This is a genomic window from Enterococcus innesii (genome assembly GCF_022846515.1).
GTDB classification, from domain to species: Bacteria; Bacillota; Bacilli; order Lactobacillales; family Enterococcaceae; genus Enterococcus_D; species Enterococcus_D innesii.
Genome location: NZ_AP025635.1, coordinates 2,081,192 through 2,097,068 on the forward strand (window position 1 = coordinate 2,081,192; position 15,877 = coordinate 2,097,068).

Sequence of the window (15,877 nt, forward strand, 5' to 3'; positions counted from 1 at the left end):
TTTGCTATATTTCTAAGAGAGCCGACATTCTCTTAGAGTGATTGGCAGGATGTCGGGACTGAATGGTTCTTGGTTTGATTGCTGCACCAGCTACCTCAGGAAAAACGATCCCCTATTATTTATAAGGAATCGTTTTTTTGTTTAAATAAGTCCATTCATTGAGTAACTGCCGCTTCGGTTCGCTGAATGATCATCTCCACGCGGCGGTTTTCCGAGCGGCCTTGGGGGGTGTTGTTATCGGCTTTCGGTTCGGTATCGGCAAAGGCTTGGATGGCAGCATTTTTTTCTAAAACAGCGCCTTTGCTGATGAAGTATTCCATAACGGTAATGGCACGAGCGGAACTAAGATCCCAGTTAGATTGGTAGCGGCCATTGCCTTTTTCCGGTACGTTATCAGTATGCCCGGCGATCACGATTTTGTTAGCTTTTAGTTTTTTCAGTGAGTCCGAGAGTAGATCCAGTGACTGACGAGTGGTGTCCGTGATCTCGGCGCTGCCAGAGGCAAACAAAATACTGCTAGCTAACGTGATATGCAAGCCATCAGATTCCAAGCGAACTTCTGTCTGGTCTTTTAAGCCAGAAGCGGCGAGTTCTTGTGACAGCTGGTCGCTGATTTTTTCTAGCTGTTGATTTTCCAGTTGGGTCCGAACTGCTGCTTCTTGCGCTTGTGCTTCGGCAGAAGTGGCGGCTTTTTTTCGCGGCGTGGTCTCGCCCATATCGATCACTGACCCGATGACGGAGGCGTTGCTGTGGTGGCTGGAAAGGATGGTGCCGAATTCGCTTCGGATTTCTTGAAACTTCTCATCATCGACTTTCGCCATGGCAAACATGACGATGAATAAGGCCAGCAGCAAGGTCAACATATCCGAGTAAGGCAAAAGCCACGCTTCGTCTACATGTTCTTCATGTTTCTTTTTTCGCTTCATGTCGCTTCACCCTTTATAATTGTTCTTGCCGTTTTTTCGGATCGATCAAGCTGTATAATTTTTTCTCAATACTTTTCGGCGATTGTCCGGCTTGGATCGCTAAGACCCCTTCAACGATGATCGACATCATTTGGACTTCTTGCTCAGATTTCAAAGTTAATCGTGAGCTAAAAGGAATGAACAGCACATAACCGAAGAAAATACCATAAAGGGTCGCCACAAAAGCCGCCGAGATCATATGACCCAGTGCTTCTACATCCTCTAAATTGCCTAGCGCCCCTATCAGCCCGATCACGGCTCCTAACACCCCTAAGGTCGGGGAACTCGTGCCGGCGGTTTTAAAAATAGCCGAGCCGATGCGATGTCGTTCTTCGATCCCATAGATCTCATTTTCCATGATTTCTTGGATCTGTTCGGCAGCGATGCCATCCACCACCATTTCCAAGCCCTTTTTTAAAAAAGGATCTTCTAAGTTTTGGATAGCACCTTCAAGAGATAGTAGGCCATCGCGCCGAGCTTGGTTAGCTAATTCAACGATGGTATTGATGGTTGTTTTTAAGTCGTATTCTTTATTTTTCAGCAGAACGCCGAAGATCTTCGGGATTTTTTTGATATCACTGCTGGGAAATGAATTGATAACGGCTGCGATCACACCGACGAAAATGATGATCGCGGCTGCCGGATTGATCAAAACGGCCACATTGGCACCTTTTACAATCATCCCAACCACCACAGATATCAATCCTAAAATAATACCGATCAGCAAGAAAAAATCCATTTGTTGCGTCCTCCTAAATTCTATTTCCAGGTTTTAAACCCTCATTTATTTTATCGGTGAATTAAAATCATTCTTAATAGCAAAAAAAAATAATCCAAAAAATAACTAAAATAAATTTTCTGCTTCTCTTTTTTTTGTTCTTTTTTTGACAAGTTTCGTCAAATTTTTGAAATGGTACAGCTTGCAATTTTTGTGAATATTTATAGATGGTACCGTTTTTTTTCGTGAAGTATTTCTCAGGGTTTGTCATACCATCAAACACAAATGAAAATGTTTTAATCAATTTTTCGAATAATACTTGTTTTTTTATCAAAAAAATGATTTTGATCAAAAAGTATAGATATGCTTGTAAAACGCTTTATATCGATCGTTTACTTTTTATAACTGGGGACGAAATTGCGATGAAACAGTGTTTAACAAATAACATAACATACCTGTAACTTAAATGTCATATCCGTAAAGTTGCAAAAATCAAATTGTAAAATAAAAACAATTCTACTATAATGACATCACGTCTTCTTGTTTTTTTAATCTATAACAAAAAAATCAATAAATATATTTGTTTCTGTTCCATCGATGAAAAAAACGTTTGGTACAGAAGGTGGAAGGAGCAATTATTGTTGGATACCTATGATTTATTAAAAACAGCCATGAACGTTTCTGCCCAACGCGCAGAATTGATTTCGTCTAATATCGCCAATGTCAACACGGATGGGTACAAAGCAAAACGCATCGTGTTTGAAAGCGAATTAAAGCAGGCACTCGCTTCGTCAGGGACCGACGCTGCAACCGAAGCGTCAGTTTCTCAAGTAAAACCGAAAATCACTGAAAATGCAACTACCAGTATCAAAGACAACGGCAATAACGTGGATCTTGAGGTAGAGATGTTGGATCAAGCAGCCAATGGGTTGTATTACAGTGCATTGACCGCACAAGTCAACGGACGCTTGCAAATGATGAACCTTGTCTTGAGTAATTGATAGAAAGCGCAGGAAAAACAAATGGGTATATTTAACGGACTAACGATCAACGCGAGCGGTCTAGCATTGGAACGGTTAAAACTAGATACGATCTCCAGCAATATCGCAAATGTAAATACAAATCAAACACAAACAACCGCGGCTTATCAAAAAAAGAGTATTCTTTTTTCAGAAAATTTAAAAAATAGTCGTGAAGGAACACCGACTACATACGGTGTCAAAGTGACGGGGATCGCTGCCGATGAGACGGAAAAACTGACCTATGATCCTACCAATCCCGCTGCCAACGCTGAGGGATATGTCGGTCAATCAAATGTGGATATTGCCGATGAAATGGTGGCAATGTTGCAAGCGGTTCGAACGTACGAAGCCAATGTTTCTGCTTCAGAAATGAATAAAACAATCTTGAAAAAAGCATTAGAAATATCAAAGGGGTAACGAGAAAATGGATGGACTTTTAACGACAGGATTAACAGACTACCAAAACGTTTTGCGGACACTAGGCACGGGGGCTGCTTCAAAAGAGACTAGTGTTGTGGGCACCAAGGAAAACCAGTTTTCTTCCTACTTGACCCATGCGGTCGATCAGTTGAATCAAAAAACGGCGGTCATGGATCAAGATACTGTTAATTTGATCACCGGCGATGAAAGCGATCTAGGCAATGTGATGATTCGCATGACGGAGGCGCAATTGGCGCTACAAACAGCCGTTCAAGTACGAAACAAGTGTTTAGAAGCTTACAATGACGTGAAAAATATGCAGTTTTAGCAGTGGGTGAGGGAATAAGAATAAATGATGGATAAAGTGAAAGAATGGACAGAACAACTCAAAGACCGTTGGCAAATGCAAAGCTCTTTAAAGAAAATGATCGTTGTTCTTTCCGTTATCAGCGTTCTCGGAATCACAGCAGCTGTTTATTATTTAAATACGCGAATTGAATACGGTATCTTGTTTACGGATCTAAGCGATGCCGATGCGGGAACGATCAGCAAGGATTTGGAGGAACAGCAGATCGCCTACAAATTAGCTGACAATGGAACGACGATTTTGATCGATAAGGACCAAGTCGATGAATACCGCATCAATCTTGCCGTGGACAATAAGTTACCAAATACCAGTACAGGCTTTGAATTATTTGATGATGCCAACATGATGACAACCGACGAAGATCGCAAGATCATGTATCAGCGGGCAGTAACGGGCGAACTACAGCGAGCAATCGAGTCGATCGATGCGGTCAAATCCGCCAAAGTTTTACTCGTGATGCCAGAAGAAAGTGTCTTTTCTTCGGAGGAAAGTGCGCCAACCGCCTCCATCGTGTTGACCTTGAAAAATCAGCAGATCTCAGACGAGTCCGTGCAAGGGATCGTTACCTTGACTTCCGGCGCAGTGGAAAAGCTGAAGCCTGAAAATGTAAAAGTCGTTGATAGCGCGGGCAATACTTTGACGAGAACCGAAGATGAAGCCAGTCAATTAAGTGGCCTGAACAATAAATACATTGCCATCAAAGATTCCTATGAAAAAACGCTAGAAGAAAAAGTAGCGAAGTTGCTGACACCGATCTATGGTGCAGACAAATTCCAAGTGTCGATCAATTTAGACTTGAATTTTGACTCGATCGAGCGGAAGAAAGTTACTTATGATGACCCAGAGATCAAGAGTGAGACAGTGCAGGCTGCTGGTTCGCAAGGGACCGTCCAAGAAGCCCAAACAGGGACGGTGGATGACAATGTCTCCAATGTGACGGGCACGGATGGAGAAGGAAACAATTCCTACAGTCGCTCCGTTGAAAATGAATTGGATACCGAGACCACTACGACCATTACGGCCCCTGGCATGATCGAACGAATGACTAGTTCGATCGTGATCAATGCGAACCTTTCGCAAGCAGATCAAGCAGAATTGCAGCAGTTGATTGCTAGTGCCGTCGGCTATGACAATGATCGTGGCGATCAAATCGCGATCCAAGGATTTGACTTTGCCCAAGCAGAGGTTGATCCAGCCGCTGATCCGCAAGGGAATGAACCGATTGCAGCTGCCAAAGGTTATCTCAAGTACGCCATCATCGGCGGTATCGTGTTGACCTTGTTCTTGGTGATCTTAATGATCGTTGGCGTGATCCGACGCCGACGCAAAGAAGACGAGCTGGAAGTCGATGTGACGGAGGAGATGGTCTCCTTTGCACAACCGTCCGCAGTCAACACCGGAGCGAGTAACCCAGTTGCACAAGAAGTCGTTTTTGGCGGTGTCGGCAATCGGTCTGCTGAAACGAAACCAGCGGTGCCAGAAGCATCCACACAAGAAGCCGCAGCAGAACATACAGGAGAACCAACATTGGATCAAACGGCTAGAAATTATGCCGAAAGCAATCCTGAAGTAGCGGCGGAATTGATCAAAGCTTGGATGAAAGAAAAATAAGGGGGCAGCCATGGATACAATAGACGGGGTAAAAAAAGCAGCGATTCTTCTGATTTCTCTAGGATCAGATACCTCTGCAAAGATCATGAAGCTGCTGCCAGAATCATTTATACAAAAAGTGAGCTATGAGATCGCCAACATCGACTTTGTCAGTCCCGAAGAGCGGGATCAAGTGTTGGAGGAATTTTCTCATACCGCAACGGCCCGCAAATATGTCTTAGACGGCGGGATCGATTATGCCAAAAATTTGCTGAACCAAGCATTAGGCCCTCAAAAAGCCAAAGAAGTCATTGACGTATTGACTCAGATTCAGCTGCGGGAACGGCCCTTTAATATCGCTCGCAAAGCCGATGTTCAACAGTTGACCAATCTGTTGATCGGCGAACATCCACAAACGGTAGCGTTGATTTTGTGCTACATGCAGCCGGACAAAGCGGCCAGCGTCTTGTCGCAGTTTCCCGATCATTTGCAAGTGGAGATCGCTGAACGGATCGGAACGATCTCCAGTACGTCGCCTTTGGTGATTGAACGGATCGAAAAAGTGATCGAGAACAAATTCTCGAATTACATTGAGAACGATACGGAAAATGTCGGTGGTGTGCACACACTGGTAGAAATCTTGAACTCAGTCAGCCGCAGCACCGAAAAGAACATTTTGAACGACTTAGAAAAGCGGCAACCAGAACTCTCCAACGAAGTGAAATCCAGCTTGTTTACTTTCGAGGATATCGTGACTCTCGATCGCTTGGATGTTCAAAAAGTTTTGCGAGATGTTCAAAACGATGTGCTAGTCTTAGCGCTTAAAGGCACGACCGACGACATCAAGAACTTTATTTTCTCCAATCTCTCATCACGGGCGGTGGAAAATCTGCAAGAAGAAATTCAATTTATGGGTCCTACCCGCTTGTCTGCTGTAGAAGAAGCCCAACAAAGTGTGGTGGCTGTGATTCGACGGCTAGATGAAACCGGTGAGATCTACATCGGAAGGGGCGACCAAGATGCAGTGGTCAAATAGCAGTTTATTGAAGCAGCAGGCGGTCAAAACGACTGAAGCTGCGCGCAGTATTTTGACGGATACGACCATCAAAGCGCCGATTGAGAAACCAAGCTTAGACCCAGAACTGCAAGCGGCTAGACGTGCACGCCAGTTGGAGCAGGAACGGCATCTGCAGCAAATGGAAGCCTTGAAGCAGCAGATTTTGACCGATGCACAAGCGCAAGCGGCGCAAATTCTAGCAGAAGCGAGAACGGAAGGCTTTCAAGCAGGACAAGCAGATGGCTTTCAACAAGGCTATCAAGAAGGACTCAATGCCAGCAAAGAAGCCGCGCAAGCATTGATGAAACAAGCCCAAGCCAATGTCGCTGAAGCCGTTTCTGAAATCAACACCTTTCGCTCAGAGAAAAAGCAAGAAATGATCGCTTACGGCACGGCAATCGCCGAAGCCTTGATCAATCAACGTTTTACAGACGAGCAAGCAGGCTTCCTGCCTTTTGTGGAGTCTGTGCTATGGCAATTTGAACAACCCGATCAATTTGTGACTGTTCGCAGCCAAGAGCAGCATCTTGCAGGGTTGCGAGAATTGTTGGAAACCAAAAAGCAGACGATCAGCGGGTTTCGCTATTTACTCATGGCAGATGACAGCTTGGCGGAACACGATTTTTGTATCGAATCTGAAAATGCCTTGGTGGTTTTTGAACTGAGGAAAGAAATCGCGCGCTTTTTGAGCCAATTTCTAGAAAGCAGTGTGAAGGAATGACGTTTGAATTACCGATTACAGCGCTGCGCAAAACGGCGCAAGCACAGCCGTTTTTTACTACCTACGGCAAAGTCAGCGAAGTCGTAGGTCTGCTGATCAAAGTCGAAGGGCTGGCGGTTTTCATAGGGGAAATCTGTGAAGTCGCATTGCAAAACAAGACACATACAGCCTTAGCCGAAGTCGTGGGCTTTGTGAAAAAAACCGTGCTCCTGATGCCCCTTGATCAGCTAGAAGGCATCGGACCCGGCTGTTTGGTGCGGCCAACTGGCAAATCGTTGACGGTAAAAATCGATGATACGCTGCTAGGGCACACCTTAGATGGACTAGGGCGACCGTTAGATATGGCGCTGGAGCTGGAAACTGCGTCAGAATATCCAGTTAGTCAAGATTCTCCTGACCCCTTTCGCCGTCAGAAAATCGCTGAGATCATGCCGACAGGTGTCCGGGCGATCGATGGTCTCTTGACCGTCGGCCTTGGCCAACGGATCGGCATTTTTGCCGGCAGCGGGGTCGGTAAAAGTACCTTATTGGGGATGCTGGCTCGTTATTGCGAAGCCGATGTCATCGTGATCGGCTTGATCGGCGAGCGGGGACGAGAAGTCAAAGAATTTATTGAAAATGATCTAGGCCCAGAAGGCTACCGCAAGTCGGTCGTTGTCTGTGCTACCTCCGATATGCCGCCTCTCGTACGATTAAAAGGGGCTCATGTGGCAACAGCGATCGCTGAGTATTACCGCGATCAAGGCAAGAAAGTCGTATTGATGATGGACTCGGTGACCCGTTTTGCGATGGCGCAGCGGGAGATCGGTCTATCGACAGGCGAACCGCCGACGACCAAAGGCTATACCCCTTCTGTGTTTACAGCTTTACCGAAGTTGTTAGAACGCAGTGGGATGTCTGACAAAGGCTCGATCACGGCCTTTTATACTGTCTTGGTAGAAGGGGATGACATGAATGAACCGATCGCTGATGCGGTGCGGGGGATTCTTGATGGACATATTCTTTTGTCCCGAAAAATCGCCGCTCAAAATCATTATCCTGCCATCGATATTCAAAACAGCCTCAGCCGCTTGATGAAGACCCTTGTTTCTGAGGAACAGCATAAACATGCGGGGGAACTAAAAGAAAACATGGCCGTTTATGCAGAGGCCAAGGATTTGATCGATATTGGTGCTTACAAGAGTGGCAGTAATGCGTTGACCGACCAAGCGATCGCGTTGCATCACCCCATCCTACGGTTTTTACAGCAAAAAGTGGATGAGCGGATCCCATTTGAACAAACGATTTTTGAACTGGCGCATTTGTTCAGTGAAGAAGCGCTGATCGAGCGCCAGCGTTCGACCATCTAAAACAGATCATAAAGGAGCAGCTATGCAAGCATTTCACTTTTCCTTAGAAAAAGTATTGGATCACCGAAAAACCATTGAGCAAGAAGCCAAACGCGCTTACGCCCAAAAACAACAATTGTTGATTCAGCAAGAACAGCACCTGAATACGCTGACACAGGAAAAAGCCCAGCTTTTTGATGTCAATGAGATGACCATTGGGCGGATGCAAGTGCAACAACGCTATTTGCTTGCTTTGAATGCCACCATCGATGAGGTTCAGAACAAAATGTTTCACGTGAAGCAAGAATTGGCAGAGTCTTTAACGGTGGTGGTAGAAGCGCAGCAGGAACGCAAGATCGTGGAAAAACTGCGAGAAAAACAATTTGCTGAATACACCTATGAACAGCAATTGGAAGAGCAAAAACAATTGGATGAGTTCGGCAATCGCGCCTTATTTTCTTAAAGAACTAATGTTTTAGTGATGAGACGACCTTGGTTTCAAAGCATCAGCTGAGAGGAGGTGAACAATGAAAGAGATCACAACAAGTGCCGCAACCGCTGTACCTGTCGGTAGCAAATCAAAAAAGACGGAGGCGTCACCAGAAGTCTTCAGTTTGCTGATGCAACAGCTGACAGCTCAAGCAGACAGCAACCTGCCAGCATCCTTCGAGCCATCAGGGATGACGGAGCAAACCGCCGCCGCACCAGAAATGGATATGGCCAGCAGTATGGAACATCTGCCGCAGGAGCCAGAAATCACTTCAGCAGCTGGACAACCTGCAACGACACAAGCGCCAGGAATGAGCCAGATCAGCCAGGCACCTTTTGCAGGTTTGGTTCAAGAAGCGCCACAGGCATCAATGGCAACGACGGAGCAGAACCAAACGAGCGCCACAGCAACTTTAGCACCAATAGACGTAGCCACCACAGTCATCGACCCCTCCGAGTCTACGCTTGAAGGTCTGGATTTGATGACAAATGACAGAAGTGAAGCCGCAGCACCAACGCTTGAAACGCCTTTGCCAGAAGACTTAGTAAGCGAAGAGCAGTCCACGGCAAAAGGGATCGCGACTTTCAAGGAAATCGATTTAGTAACAAAAGCCGCGATTGCGCAGACGACAGAAGCACAGCTGAAACAGTCCAACGAAGAGACCGCGCAATTGGGCCAAACGGGACCATTGGATCAAGTGTTGCCAGTGACCCACCAAGCGACGGATACGACTAGCACCTTGCAACGCACGAATGAAACAGTCGCCAAAAAAGCGGAAGCTGTTTCTGCACAAGCCATTGCTTCTTCAGCAGTAACTGACAATGAAATGGCGGCACCAGCACTGCAGCTGCTTGATGTTTCTCCCCTTTTGACCAAGCAAGGACCAACGCCAACAAAAGCGAATATGGAACAAGCGGTCCTACCCTTAGCAAAAGCGACTGCCCAACTCGTCCAAACGAGCAGCACGGCAAGCGAGAAAAAAATCACGTTGCAATTCGTTCCCGAGAAATTAGGCACGATCCAGCTTTCCCTAGAAACGACTGCCCAAGGCAGCCGCTTAGAACTGACCGTTCAGCAGCCGCAAGCCAAAGAATTATTGCTGTCCATCAAGCATGAGCTAGAGCAAGTTTTGCAAAAGCAAGAGCAGCCGATCCTAGCAATCAAAGAACCTACGTTAGCTTCTGTCCAGCAGGCTGGTCCGCTGTCAAATCAATCCTTTGCCGGCAGTATGATGGCAAGTGACAGTCAGTTAAACCAACAGCGTTTTTTACAGGCTCAAAAAGGACAAAGTAAAAAGCCGTTTCATCAAAGCAATACGGCTGAGGAAGAGCCGCAATTAGCACCGATCGATCATGCGATCAGTATTTTAGTGTAAAGGAGGAGACCTATGGCAGATGAAATTACAGCAGCTGCGGCCGGTATTGCCAATACATCAGCATTAACGCAAACAAAAAAATCTTCAGATATCTCCATGGATGATTTTTTGAAGATCTTAGCCGCATCTATGAGCAATCCATCGATGGGAGGCAGCGATTCTTCTGGTGGTGGTAGCACCGACTATATCTCGCAACTGGTTCAATTTACGACCTTAGAGAGCTTGAATGAATTGAGCGAAACGTTGACGACCTCGGTGATTTTACAGCAACAGCAGCAAGCCTTTAGCTTGATCAATAAACAAGTCACTCTGATGGACGGCACAGAAACATTGTCAGGAACCATCGAAAAGGTCCGCTTTGCCAATGGCTACGCCACGATCGTCGTAAATGGCAAAGAATACAGTATGAGTGCGATCCAAGAGATTGGCGGCGAAGCAAAATGAGTTTGACGATTCAACAGGGGCTGCAAAAAGTTGCCGGGGAGCCTTATCAACATCCCCGCAAAGGCGTGGACAAACAAGCCTTTTCTGCAATGCTTGAACAAAAACAAAGCGACATCAAAGTCTCCCATCATGCGCAAAAGCGTTTGACCGCAAGAGAATTGACCTTACAAGACGATGATTATCAATCCCTTTCAACGGCGCTTAGTGAGCTCGCGGAAAAAGGCAGCAAAGAATCACTGCTCGTGTACAAAGATATGGGCTTGATCGCCGATGTCCATTCACGAACTATCATTACGGCGATGGGGATGAATGAGCTTCACACCGTCACCAATATTGACAGCGCCACATTTATCAAATAGCAGCTGGACTGAAAAGGGGCTGCAAGTATTTTCTGAATGACAGAGGAAAATACGCCAACCATAAGGAGGAAAATAAGCATGTTACGATCATTATATTCAGGTGTCAGTGGAATGAAAAATCTTCAAACGAAAATGGACGTGGTTTCCAATAATATCGCCAACGTCAATACGGTCGGGTTCAAATCAAGTCGAGTCCTTTTCCAAGACATGATGAGCCAAACGATGTCTAACGCAACTGCACCAGGCAACGGCTTAGGCGGGATCAATGCAACGCAGATCGGTTTAGGGGTTCAGACGGGCTCCATCGATACCATCAATACAGTCGGTGCCCCGCAATCGACTGGTCGCAGCATGGATTTTTATATCAGCGGACAAGGCTACTTTATGGTACAAGGACCAGGAGCAAATGGCGAAACCTATTACACACGAGATGGCGCATTCGTTCGCGACAGCAACGGAACCTTGACCAATAGTGATGGGATGCAAGTCTTAGGTCGTTCAGTCAATGGCGGTCAACCAGTTGTCTATGATGACAACTTTGATGAAAACACGGCATTGAGCGGACAAGGTGCCGTAGCTCCCTTGTCGATCCCAAGCACACTGACCGTCAATGGGGAAACCTTGACCTATAACTCCATGGCGATCGATGCCAATGGCTTAGTGTTGGCAAAATACGGCAATCAAACCTTTGTGATGGGAAAAGTCGGTGTCGCAACCTTCAATAACCCAGAAGGTTTAGAAAAAGTCGGCGGCAACAACTATATCCAAACCAGCAACTCAGGAAATGCGATCGTTGCAGGCCCCGGCAATAATGGAGCGGGAACGCTGCAAGCAGGTGCCTTGGAAATGTCGAATGTCGATCTTTCGACAGAATTTACCGAAATGATCATTGCGAGCCGTGCCTATCAAGCAAATTCAAGAAGTATTACGACTTCTGATGAAATGCTGCAAGAATTATTGAATCTAAAACGTTAAGAACGTGACGCTTCATCATTGAGAGGAGTTTGACCATGATTCTAGTGACAGCATTGAATGGCAAGCCATTCTATTTAAATCCAACATTGATTTATCGGATCGAAGAAATGCCGGATACATTGATCACACTGACAGACGGCAAAACCTTAGTGGTGACGGAAGCTGCGCAAGAAGTTGCGCAGCGGGTGATCGAGTATCATACGGTGATCCATTCGAACCAAGTGAAAACGTAAGGGTGGGAAAGATGGCAAAAGAAGAAAAAGCACCAAAAGCAGAAAAAGAGAAAAAAGGCTTGAGTATGGTTGTTTTACTGCCGATCCTCTTGATCGTGGTAGTCGGCGGCAGTATCGGCGGGACCTTAGTGACAAATCACTTTTTGACGGGGGAAAAAACAGCAGCTGCTGAAACAGCAAAAGACAGCAGCAAAATCTCCTCAGACGAAGCGATCGTGGCATTGGATGAATTTTTAGTCAATCTGGCCAAAGAAGACAACCAAGAGCAGCAATACATGAAGGTCAATTTATCGATTTTAGTGGCGGATGAGGAAAAAAGCGCGGAAGCCACGAAAAATGTGGCCGTCATTCGTGACAGCGTCGTGAATTTATTGCGCCAACAAAAGGCCAGCGGTATTTTGAGCTCCGCCGAAAGTGTACCGAATTTAAAAAAAGCATTGAAAGAAACAATTAATCAGGAATACGGATCAGAAATCGCCAAGGATGTTTATGTGACGGATTTAGTGATCCAATAGAAAGAGGCATGTTGATGGAAACATTTTTATCGCTGGTCAAAATGATTGGGTTTTTGCTGCTTATTCTTTATTTGATCAACATCAGTTTGAAATATTTGAATCGTTACACGAACCAGCACAATCACCAGCTGCGTATTTTGCAAAAAATCGCCGTCAGCAAGTCGTCTTCGATCGGGATCGTCCAAATCATGGACAAATGTTATGTCATGAGCTTTTCTGAACAGCAAAACCAAATCATCAAAGAGTTGACGCCAGAAGAAACGGCCGCTTTTTTACAGCAAAGCCTAGAAAGCACCCAAGTGCAAGCTGGCAAAGACTTTTCTGAATGGCTCAACAAAGCCAAGGCGGAAATTGCTGGAAAACGAGGCAAGCAAAAATGAAGAGCAAAGGCAGAGATATCAAGATCATGGCTGCGGTCCTTTTCAGCAGTCTGATGCTTCCGCAGACGGCATTTGCGCTAGACACGGAAGACGTCAGTTCCACCATCAACAATTTATTGTCGAATGGGAATGGCTCAAGTGATACGATCAATACCTTCTTGTTGCTGACGCTGCTTTCCCTTTTACCAGTCTTGCTGATCATGATGACTTCTTTTACTCGTATCATCATGGTCTTGTCCTTTGTGCGCAGTTCGTTAGGTACACAGCAAAACCCGCCCAATCAAGTGTTGATCGGGTTGGCCTTATTCTTGACATTTTTTATTATGAAACCTGTGTATACCGACATCTACCAGCAAGCGATCGAACCGTTTGATCGACAAGAGATCAGCCAAGCCGAAGCCTTTGACCGCTCAGAAAAACGGATCAAGGCCTTTATGATGGTACAGACACGGGAAAAAGACATTGCCTTGTTTGCGGAAGCTGATGGGGAGACCGAAAAGTATCATTCTTCTGACGATGTTCCTCTGACCGTTATGGTACCGGCGTTTATTATCAGTGAGTTACGAACGGCTTTCAGTATCGGCTTTTTGATTTTTATCCCCTTTTTGATCATTGATCTGGTCGTCTCCAGTATCTTGATGTCGATGGGGATGATGATGCTGTCGCCAATCATGATCTCACTGCCCTTCAAGATCTTACTATTTGTTTTAGTGGATGGCTGGTATCTGATCGTGGAGTCGCTGATCAAGAGCTTTCAATAGCCGCTAAGAAAGGAGCCAAGAGGAAATGACAGTAGAAATGGTACTTGATGTGCTAAGGGAAGCCTTTCTTCGAATTCTAGCGATATCTGGCCCCGCCTTATTGGTCGGCATGCTCGTTGGATTGGTGATCAGTGTTTTTCAAGCCACTACCCAAATCCAAGAACAAACGTTGAGTTTTGTGCCGAAACTATTAGCGATTTTTTTGACCTTGATCTTGGCGGGGAATTTTATGCTGAATCTCTTGTTGAATTTTACCAAAATGATTTTCAAGATGATTGCGGCAATGTAAGGAGGAAACCTGATGGCGCCGATTCAAGCGACGGTGTTGATTTTTTGTCGAATATTGGCGTTTGTCGTCCTTTGTCCGATCTTCTCACAGCAAAATTTTCCATCACTAGCAAAAATCGTGATCGGCATGGCGTTGACGGTTCTATGTCTGCCGACGGCACCTGCGATTCCCGAGCTTTCCCTCTTTATGCTGACGGTTTTCGTCATCAAGGAAGTACTGTTTGGGATGGCGATGGGCTATTTGAGTCAGCTGGTCTTTACTGGTGTGGAAATTGCGGGTCAACTGATCGACTTTCAAGTAGGCTTTTCGATGGCGCAAGCCTATGATCCGACGTTGCAAATCGCCTCTTCCCAGTATGGCAAAACGTACTATTGGCTGACGATCGCTGTGTTTTTTGGACTTGATCTGCATCATCGACTGATCACAGCACTGCTGTTGTCTTTTCGGATCGTGCCCTTAGGTTCTGTGGTGATCCAAGGCACGACGGTTGAAGGCATCGTTAAACTTTTCAGCCAAATGATGGTGATGGCAGTCAATCTTGCGGCACCAATGATCATTGCGCTGCTGTTGGTGGACCTGGTACTAGGTGTGATCTCTCGTTCGATCCCCCAGATCAATATTTTGATGATGAGTCTCTCGATGAAAACTGCCATCAGTTTTGTGGTGTTTCTCTTGCTATTACCCAATGTCCTTTCGTACTTAGGCAAACACTTGCCAGATACAGTCCGCTATTTGCAGGAGTTTATCGAGTCCTTTCAATAAAGTAACAGGTAGCCAGTAGGAGGTGAGAAGATGGCAGAAAAAGATGGCAAAACCGAACTACCCAGTGCCAAGCGGCTGCGGGATGCCCGCAAACGCGGGGAGGTCCCTAAGACCCAGGAATTAGCAGCAGCTGTTTCGCTATTGGTCTTCTCGTTTTTGATCCTGTCTTTATGGCAGTTTTTCGCCGCGTCTTTTTTGCCTTATTTTTCCCAAAGTTTGGCGCAGCTGGCTGATTATCAAACCAGTTTGGCGGATCTGCCGAAACTGGGGGTGCAGAGTATTTTGCTGCTGCTTTTGTTGTGTGCGCCCGTCTTTCTGGTCGCGCTCGGAGTCGGGCTTCTCACGAATTATGCCCAAGTTGGTCTGTTGTTTTCTGGCAAGGCCGTCAAACCAGACTTTAAAAAGCTGAACCCTATCAGCGGGATCAAGCAGCAATTCAGTTTGCGCTCGTTGATGAATTTAGGCAAAACATTGGCGAAATTCGGCGTGATCGTCTACTTGTGCTATCAACAATTTTTAGCCGCCGTCCCTGTTTTACTGGGTTTGAGTGAAGTGGGGTTGGAAAAAACGATCCTGTTCATGCTGCTGCGGGCCAAAGAATTGTTTTTACAGATCTCGATTTTTTTGATCATTTTAGCCGTAGTCGACTACGGCTACCAACGCTATAGCCATCGTAAGAACTTGATGATGAGCAAGCAGGAAGTCAAAGAAGAGTTCAAGCAAATGGAAGGTGATCCGCAAGTCAAAGCACAGCGCAAAGCGAAATACCGTGCGATGACCCAAAATGCCATCGCCAACGTCAAAGAAGCGACGGTTTTGATCACCAATCCGACCCATTTCGCCATTGCGATTCGTTACGATGCCAGCAGTGAAGGGGTGCCGCGGGTCTTGGCCAAAGGGGCAGATCAGCTGGCGCAGCGGATGAAAGCAGAAGCACTGAAAGAAAATATTCCACAGATCGAAAATCGTGAAGTGGCACGGGCCCTTTATCGCCAAGTAGAACCCGGGGATCTGATCCCTGTTGAAATGTATGAAGCCATTGCCGAAATCATCGCTTTGGTCTATCAGTTAGAAGAAAGCCAACGCGGCAAGATTTAAGGAAACAG

General features: G+C 46.0%; 21 protein-coding genes. 19 read left to right on the forward strand and 2 right to left on the reverse strand.

The window, feature by feature from the left end; translation table 11 throughout:
* Positions 1 to 155: 155 nt before the first annotated feature.
* Together ENLAB_RS09710 and motA are read right to left on the reverse strand one after the other, a co-directional pair.
* Complete coding sequence (locus ENLAB_RS09710) at positions 156 to 926, reverse strand: OmpA/MotB family protein (protein WP_077453142.1); 771 nt, start codon at positions 924 to 926, stop codon at positions 156 to 158.
* Positions 927 to 939: 13 nt separating this feature from the next.
* On the reverse strand, positions 940 to 1,704 hold the full coding sequence (gene motA, locus ENLAB_RS09715) for a flagellar motor stator protein MotA (protein WP_005232810.1): 765 nt from the start codon (positions 1,702 to 1,704) through the stop codon (positions 940 to 942).
* A gap of 620 nt (positions 1,705 to 2,324) precedes the next feature.
* On the opposite strand from motA, the gene flgB reads away from it, so the two are divergent.
* The 19 genes from flgB (at position 2,325) to ENLAB_RS09810 (ending at position 15,869) form a co-directional block, all read left to right on the forward strand.
* On the forward strand, positions 2,325 to 2,684 hold the full coding sequence (gene flgB, locus ENLAB_RS09720) for a flagellar basal body rod protein FlgB (protein ID WP_017144455.1): 360 nt from the start codon (positions 2,325 to 2,327) through the stop codon (positions 2,682 to 2,684).
* A gap of 21 nt (positions 2,685 to 2,705) precedes the next feature.
* Complete coding sequence (gene flgC, locus ENLAB_RS09725; RefSeq protein ID WP_244350866.1) at positions 2,706 to 3,122, forward strand: flagellar basal body rod protein FlgC; 417 nt, start codon at positions 2,706 to 2,708, stop codon at positions 3,120 to 3,122.
* 7 nt (positions 3,123 to 3,129) lie between these two features.
* Positions 3,130 to 3,453 carry a flagellar hook-basal body complex protein FliE gene (gene fliE / locus ENLAB_RS09730; RefSeq protein WP_244350869.1) on the forward strand — a complete coding sequence of 108 codons (324 nt, stop codon included), beginning with the start codon at positions 3,130 to 3,132 and terminating at the stop codon, positions 3,451 to 3,453.
* Between the two features lie 27 nt (positions 3,454 to 3,480).
* Positions 3,481 to 5,103 (forward strand): flagellar basal-body MS-ring/collar protein FliF, encoded by a 1,623-nt coding sequence (fliF, locus tag ENLAB_RS09735; protein ID WP_170920071.1) that lies wholly within the window; start codon positions 3,481 to 3,483, stop codon positions 5,101 to 5,103.
* 10 nt (positions 5,104 to 5,113) lie between these two features.
* On the forward strand, positions 5,114 to 6,118 hold the full coding sequence (gene fliG / locus ENLAB_RS09740; RefSeq protein WP_005226586.1) for a flagellar motor switch protein FliG: 1,005 nt from the start codon (positions 5,114 to 5,116) through the stop codon (positions 6,116 to 6,118).
* The gene (locus ENLAB_RS09745) at positions 6,102 to 6,860 is read left to right on the forward strand and encodes a FliH/SctL family protein (RefSeq protein ID WP_244350872.1); all 759 of its coding nucleotides are present in this window, start codon (positions 6,102 to 6,104) and stop codon (positions 6,858 to 6,860) included. Before fliG ends, ENLAB_RS09745 begins: the two co-directional genes overlap by 17 nt.
* Positions 6,857 to 8,209 (forward strand): flagellar protein export ATPase FliI, encoded by a 1,353-nt coding sequence (gene fliI / locus ENLAB_RS09750; RefSeq protein WP_142974053.1) that lies wholly within the window; start codon positions 6,857 to 6,859, stop codon positions 8,207 to 8,209. Before ENLAB_RS09745 ends, fliI begins: the two co-directional genes overlap by 4 nt.
* A gap of 22 nt (positions 8,210 to 8,231) precedes the next feature.
* Complete coding sequence (fliJ, locus tag ENLAB_RS09755; RefSeq protein ID WP_244350874.1) at positions 8,232 to 8,651, forward strand: flagellar export protein FliJ; 420 nt, start codon at positions 8,232 to 8,234, stop codon at positions 8,649 to 8,651.
* 64 nt (positions 8,652 to 8,715) lie between these two features.
* A complete protein-coding gene (locus ENLAB_RS09760) occupies positions 8,716 to 10,053 on the forward strand; it encodes a flagellar hook-length control protein FliK (protein WP_244350878.1) in 1,338 nt (445 codons plus the stop codon).
* 12 nt (positions 10,054 to 10,065) lie between these two features.
* Positions 10,066 to 10,497, forward strand: coding sequence for a flagellar hook capping FlgD N-terminal domain-containing protein (locus ENLAB_RS09765; RefSeq protein WP_003129052.1), 432 nt, complete (start codon positions 10,066 to 10,068; stop codon positions 10,495 to 10,497).
* Positions 10,494 to 10,856 carry a flagellar protein gene (locus ENLAB_RS09770; RefSeq protein WP_015508733.1) on the forward strand — a complete coding sequence of 121 codons (363 nt, stop codon included), beginning with the start codon at positions 10,494 to 10,496 and terminating at the stop codon, positions 10,854 to 10,856. Before ENLAB_RS09765 ends, ENLAB_RS09770 begins: the two co-directional genes overlap by 4 nt.
* A 78-nt stretch (positions 10,857 to 10,934) precedes the next feature.
* Entirely contained in the window at positions 10,935 to 11,831 is an 897-nt protein-coding gene (locus ENLAB_RS09775; RefSeq protein ID WP_194195022.1) for a flagellar hook-basal body complex protein, read from the forward strand.
* A gap of 35 nt (positions 11,832 to 11,866) precedes the next feature.
* The gene (locus tag ENLAB_RS09780) at positions 11,867 to 12,064 is read left to right on the forward strand and encodes a flagellar FlbD family protein (RefSeq protein ID WP_005226609.1); all 198 of its coding nucleotides are present in this window, start codon (positions 11,867 to 11,869) and stop codon (positions 12,062 to 12,064) included.
* Positions 12,065 to 12,075: 11 nt separating this feature from the next.
* Positions 12,076 to 12,579 carry a flagellar basal body-associated FliL family protein gene (locus ENLAB_RS09785; RefSeq protein ID WP_005472968.1) on the forward strand — a complete coding sequence of 168 codons (504 nt, stop codon included), beginning with the start codon at positions 12,076 to 12,078 and terminating at the stop codon, positions 12,577 to 12,579.
* A 14-nt stretch (positions 12,580 to 12,593) separates the two neighbouring features.
* Complete coding sequence (locus ENLAB_RS09790; protein WP_005231716.1) at positions 12,594 to 12,959, forward strand: flagellar biosynthetic protein FliO; 366 nt, start codon at positions 12,594 to 12,596, stop codon at positions 12,957 to 12,959.
* Positions 12,956 to 13,720: a flagellar type III secretion system pore protein FliP gene (fliP, locus tag ENLAB_RS09795; RefSeq protein ID WP_244350881.1), complete on the forward strand. Its 765-nt coding sequence runs from the start codon at positions 12,956 to 12,958 to the stop codon at positions 13,718 to 13,720. The genes ENLAB_RS09790 and fliP overlap by 4 nt, the downstream gene beginning before the upstream one ends.
* 25 nt (positions 13,721 to 13,745) lie before the next feature.
* Positions 13,746 to 14,009 carry a flagellar biosynthesis protein FliQ gene (gene fliQ, locus ENLAB_RS09800; protein WP_077453123.1) on the forward strand — a complete coding sequence of 88 codons (264 nt, stop codon included), beginning with the start codon at positions 13,746 to 13,748 and terminating at the stop codon, positions 14,007 to 14,009.
* Positions 14,010 to 14,021: 12 nt separating this feature from the next.
* Positions 14,022 to 14,771: a flagellar biosynthetic protein FliR gene (gene fliR, locus ENLAB_RS09805; RefSeq protein ID WP_005232781.1), complete on the forward strand. Its 750-nt coding sequence runs from the start codon at positions 14,022 to 14,024 to the stop codon at positions 14,769 to 14,771.
* 30 nt (positions 14,772 to 14,801) lie between these two features.
* The gene (locus tag ENLAB_RS09810; RefSeq protein WP_201705583.1) at positions 14,802 to 15,869 is read left to right on the forward strand and encodes an EscU/YscU/HrcU family type III secretion system export apparatus switch protein; all 1,068 of its coding nucleotides are present in this window, start codon (positions 14,802 to 14,804) and stop codon (positions 15,867 to 15,869) included.
* Positions 15,870 to 15,877 lie beyond the last annotated feature (8 nt).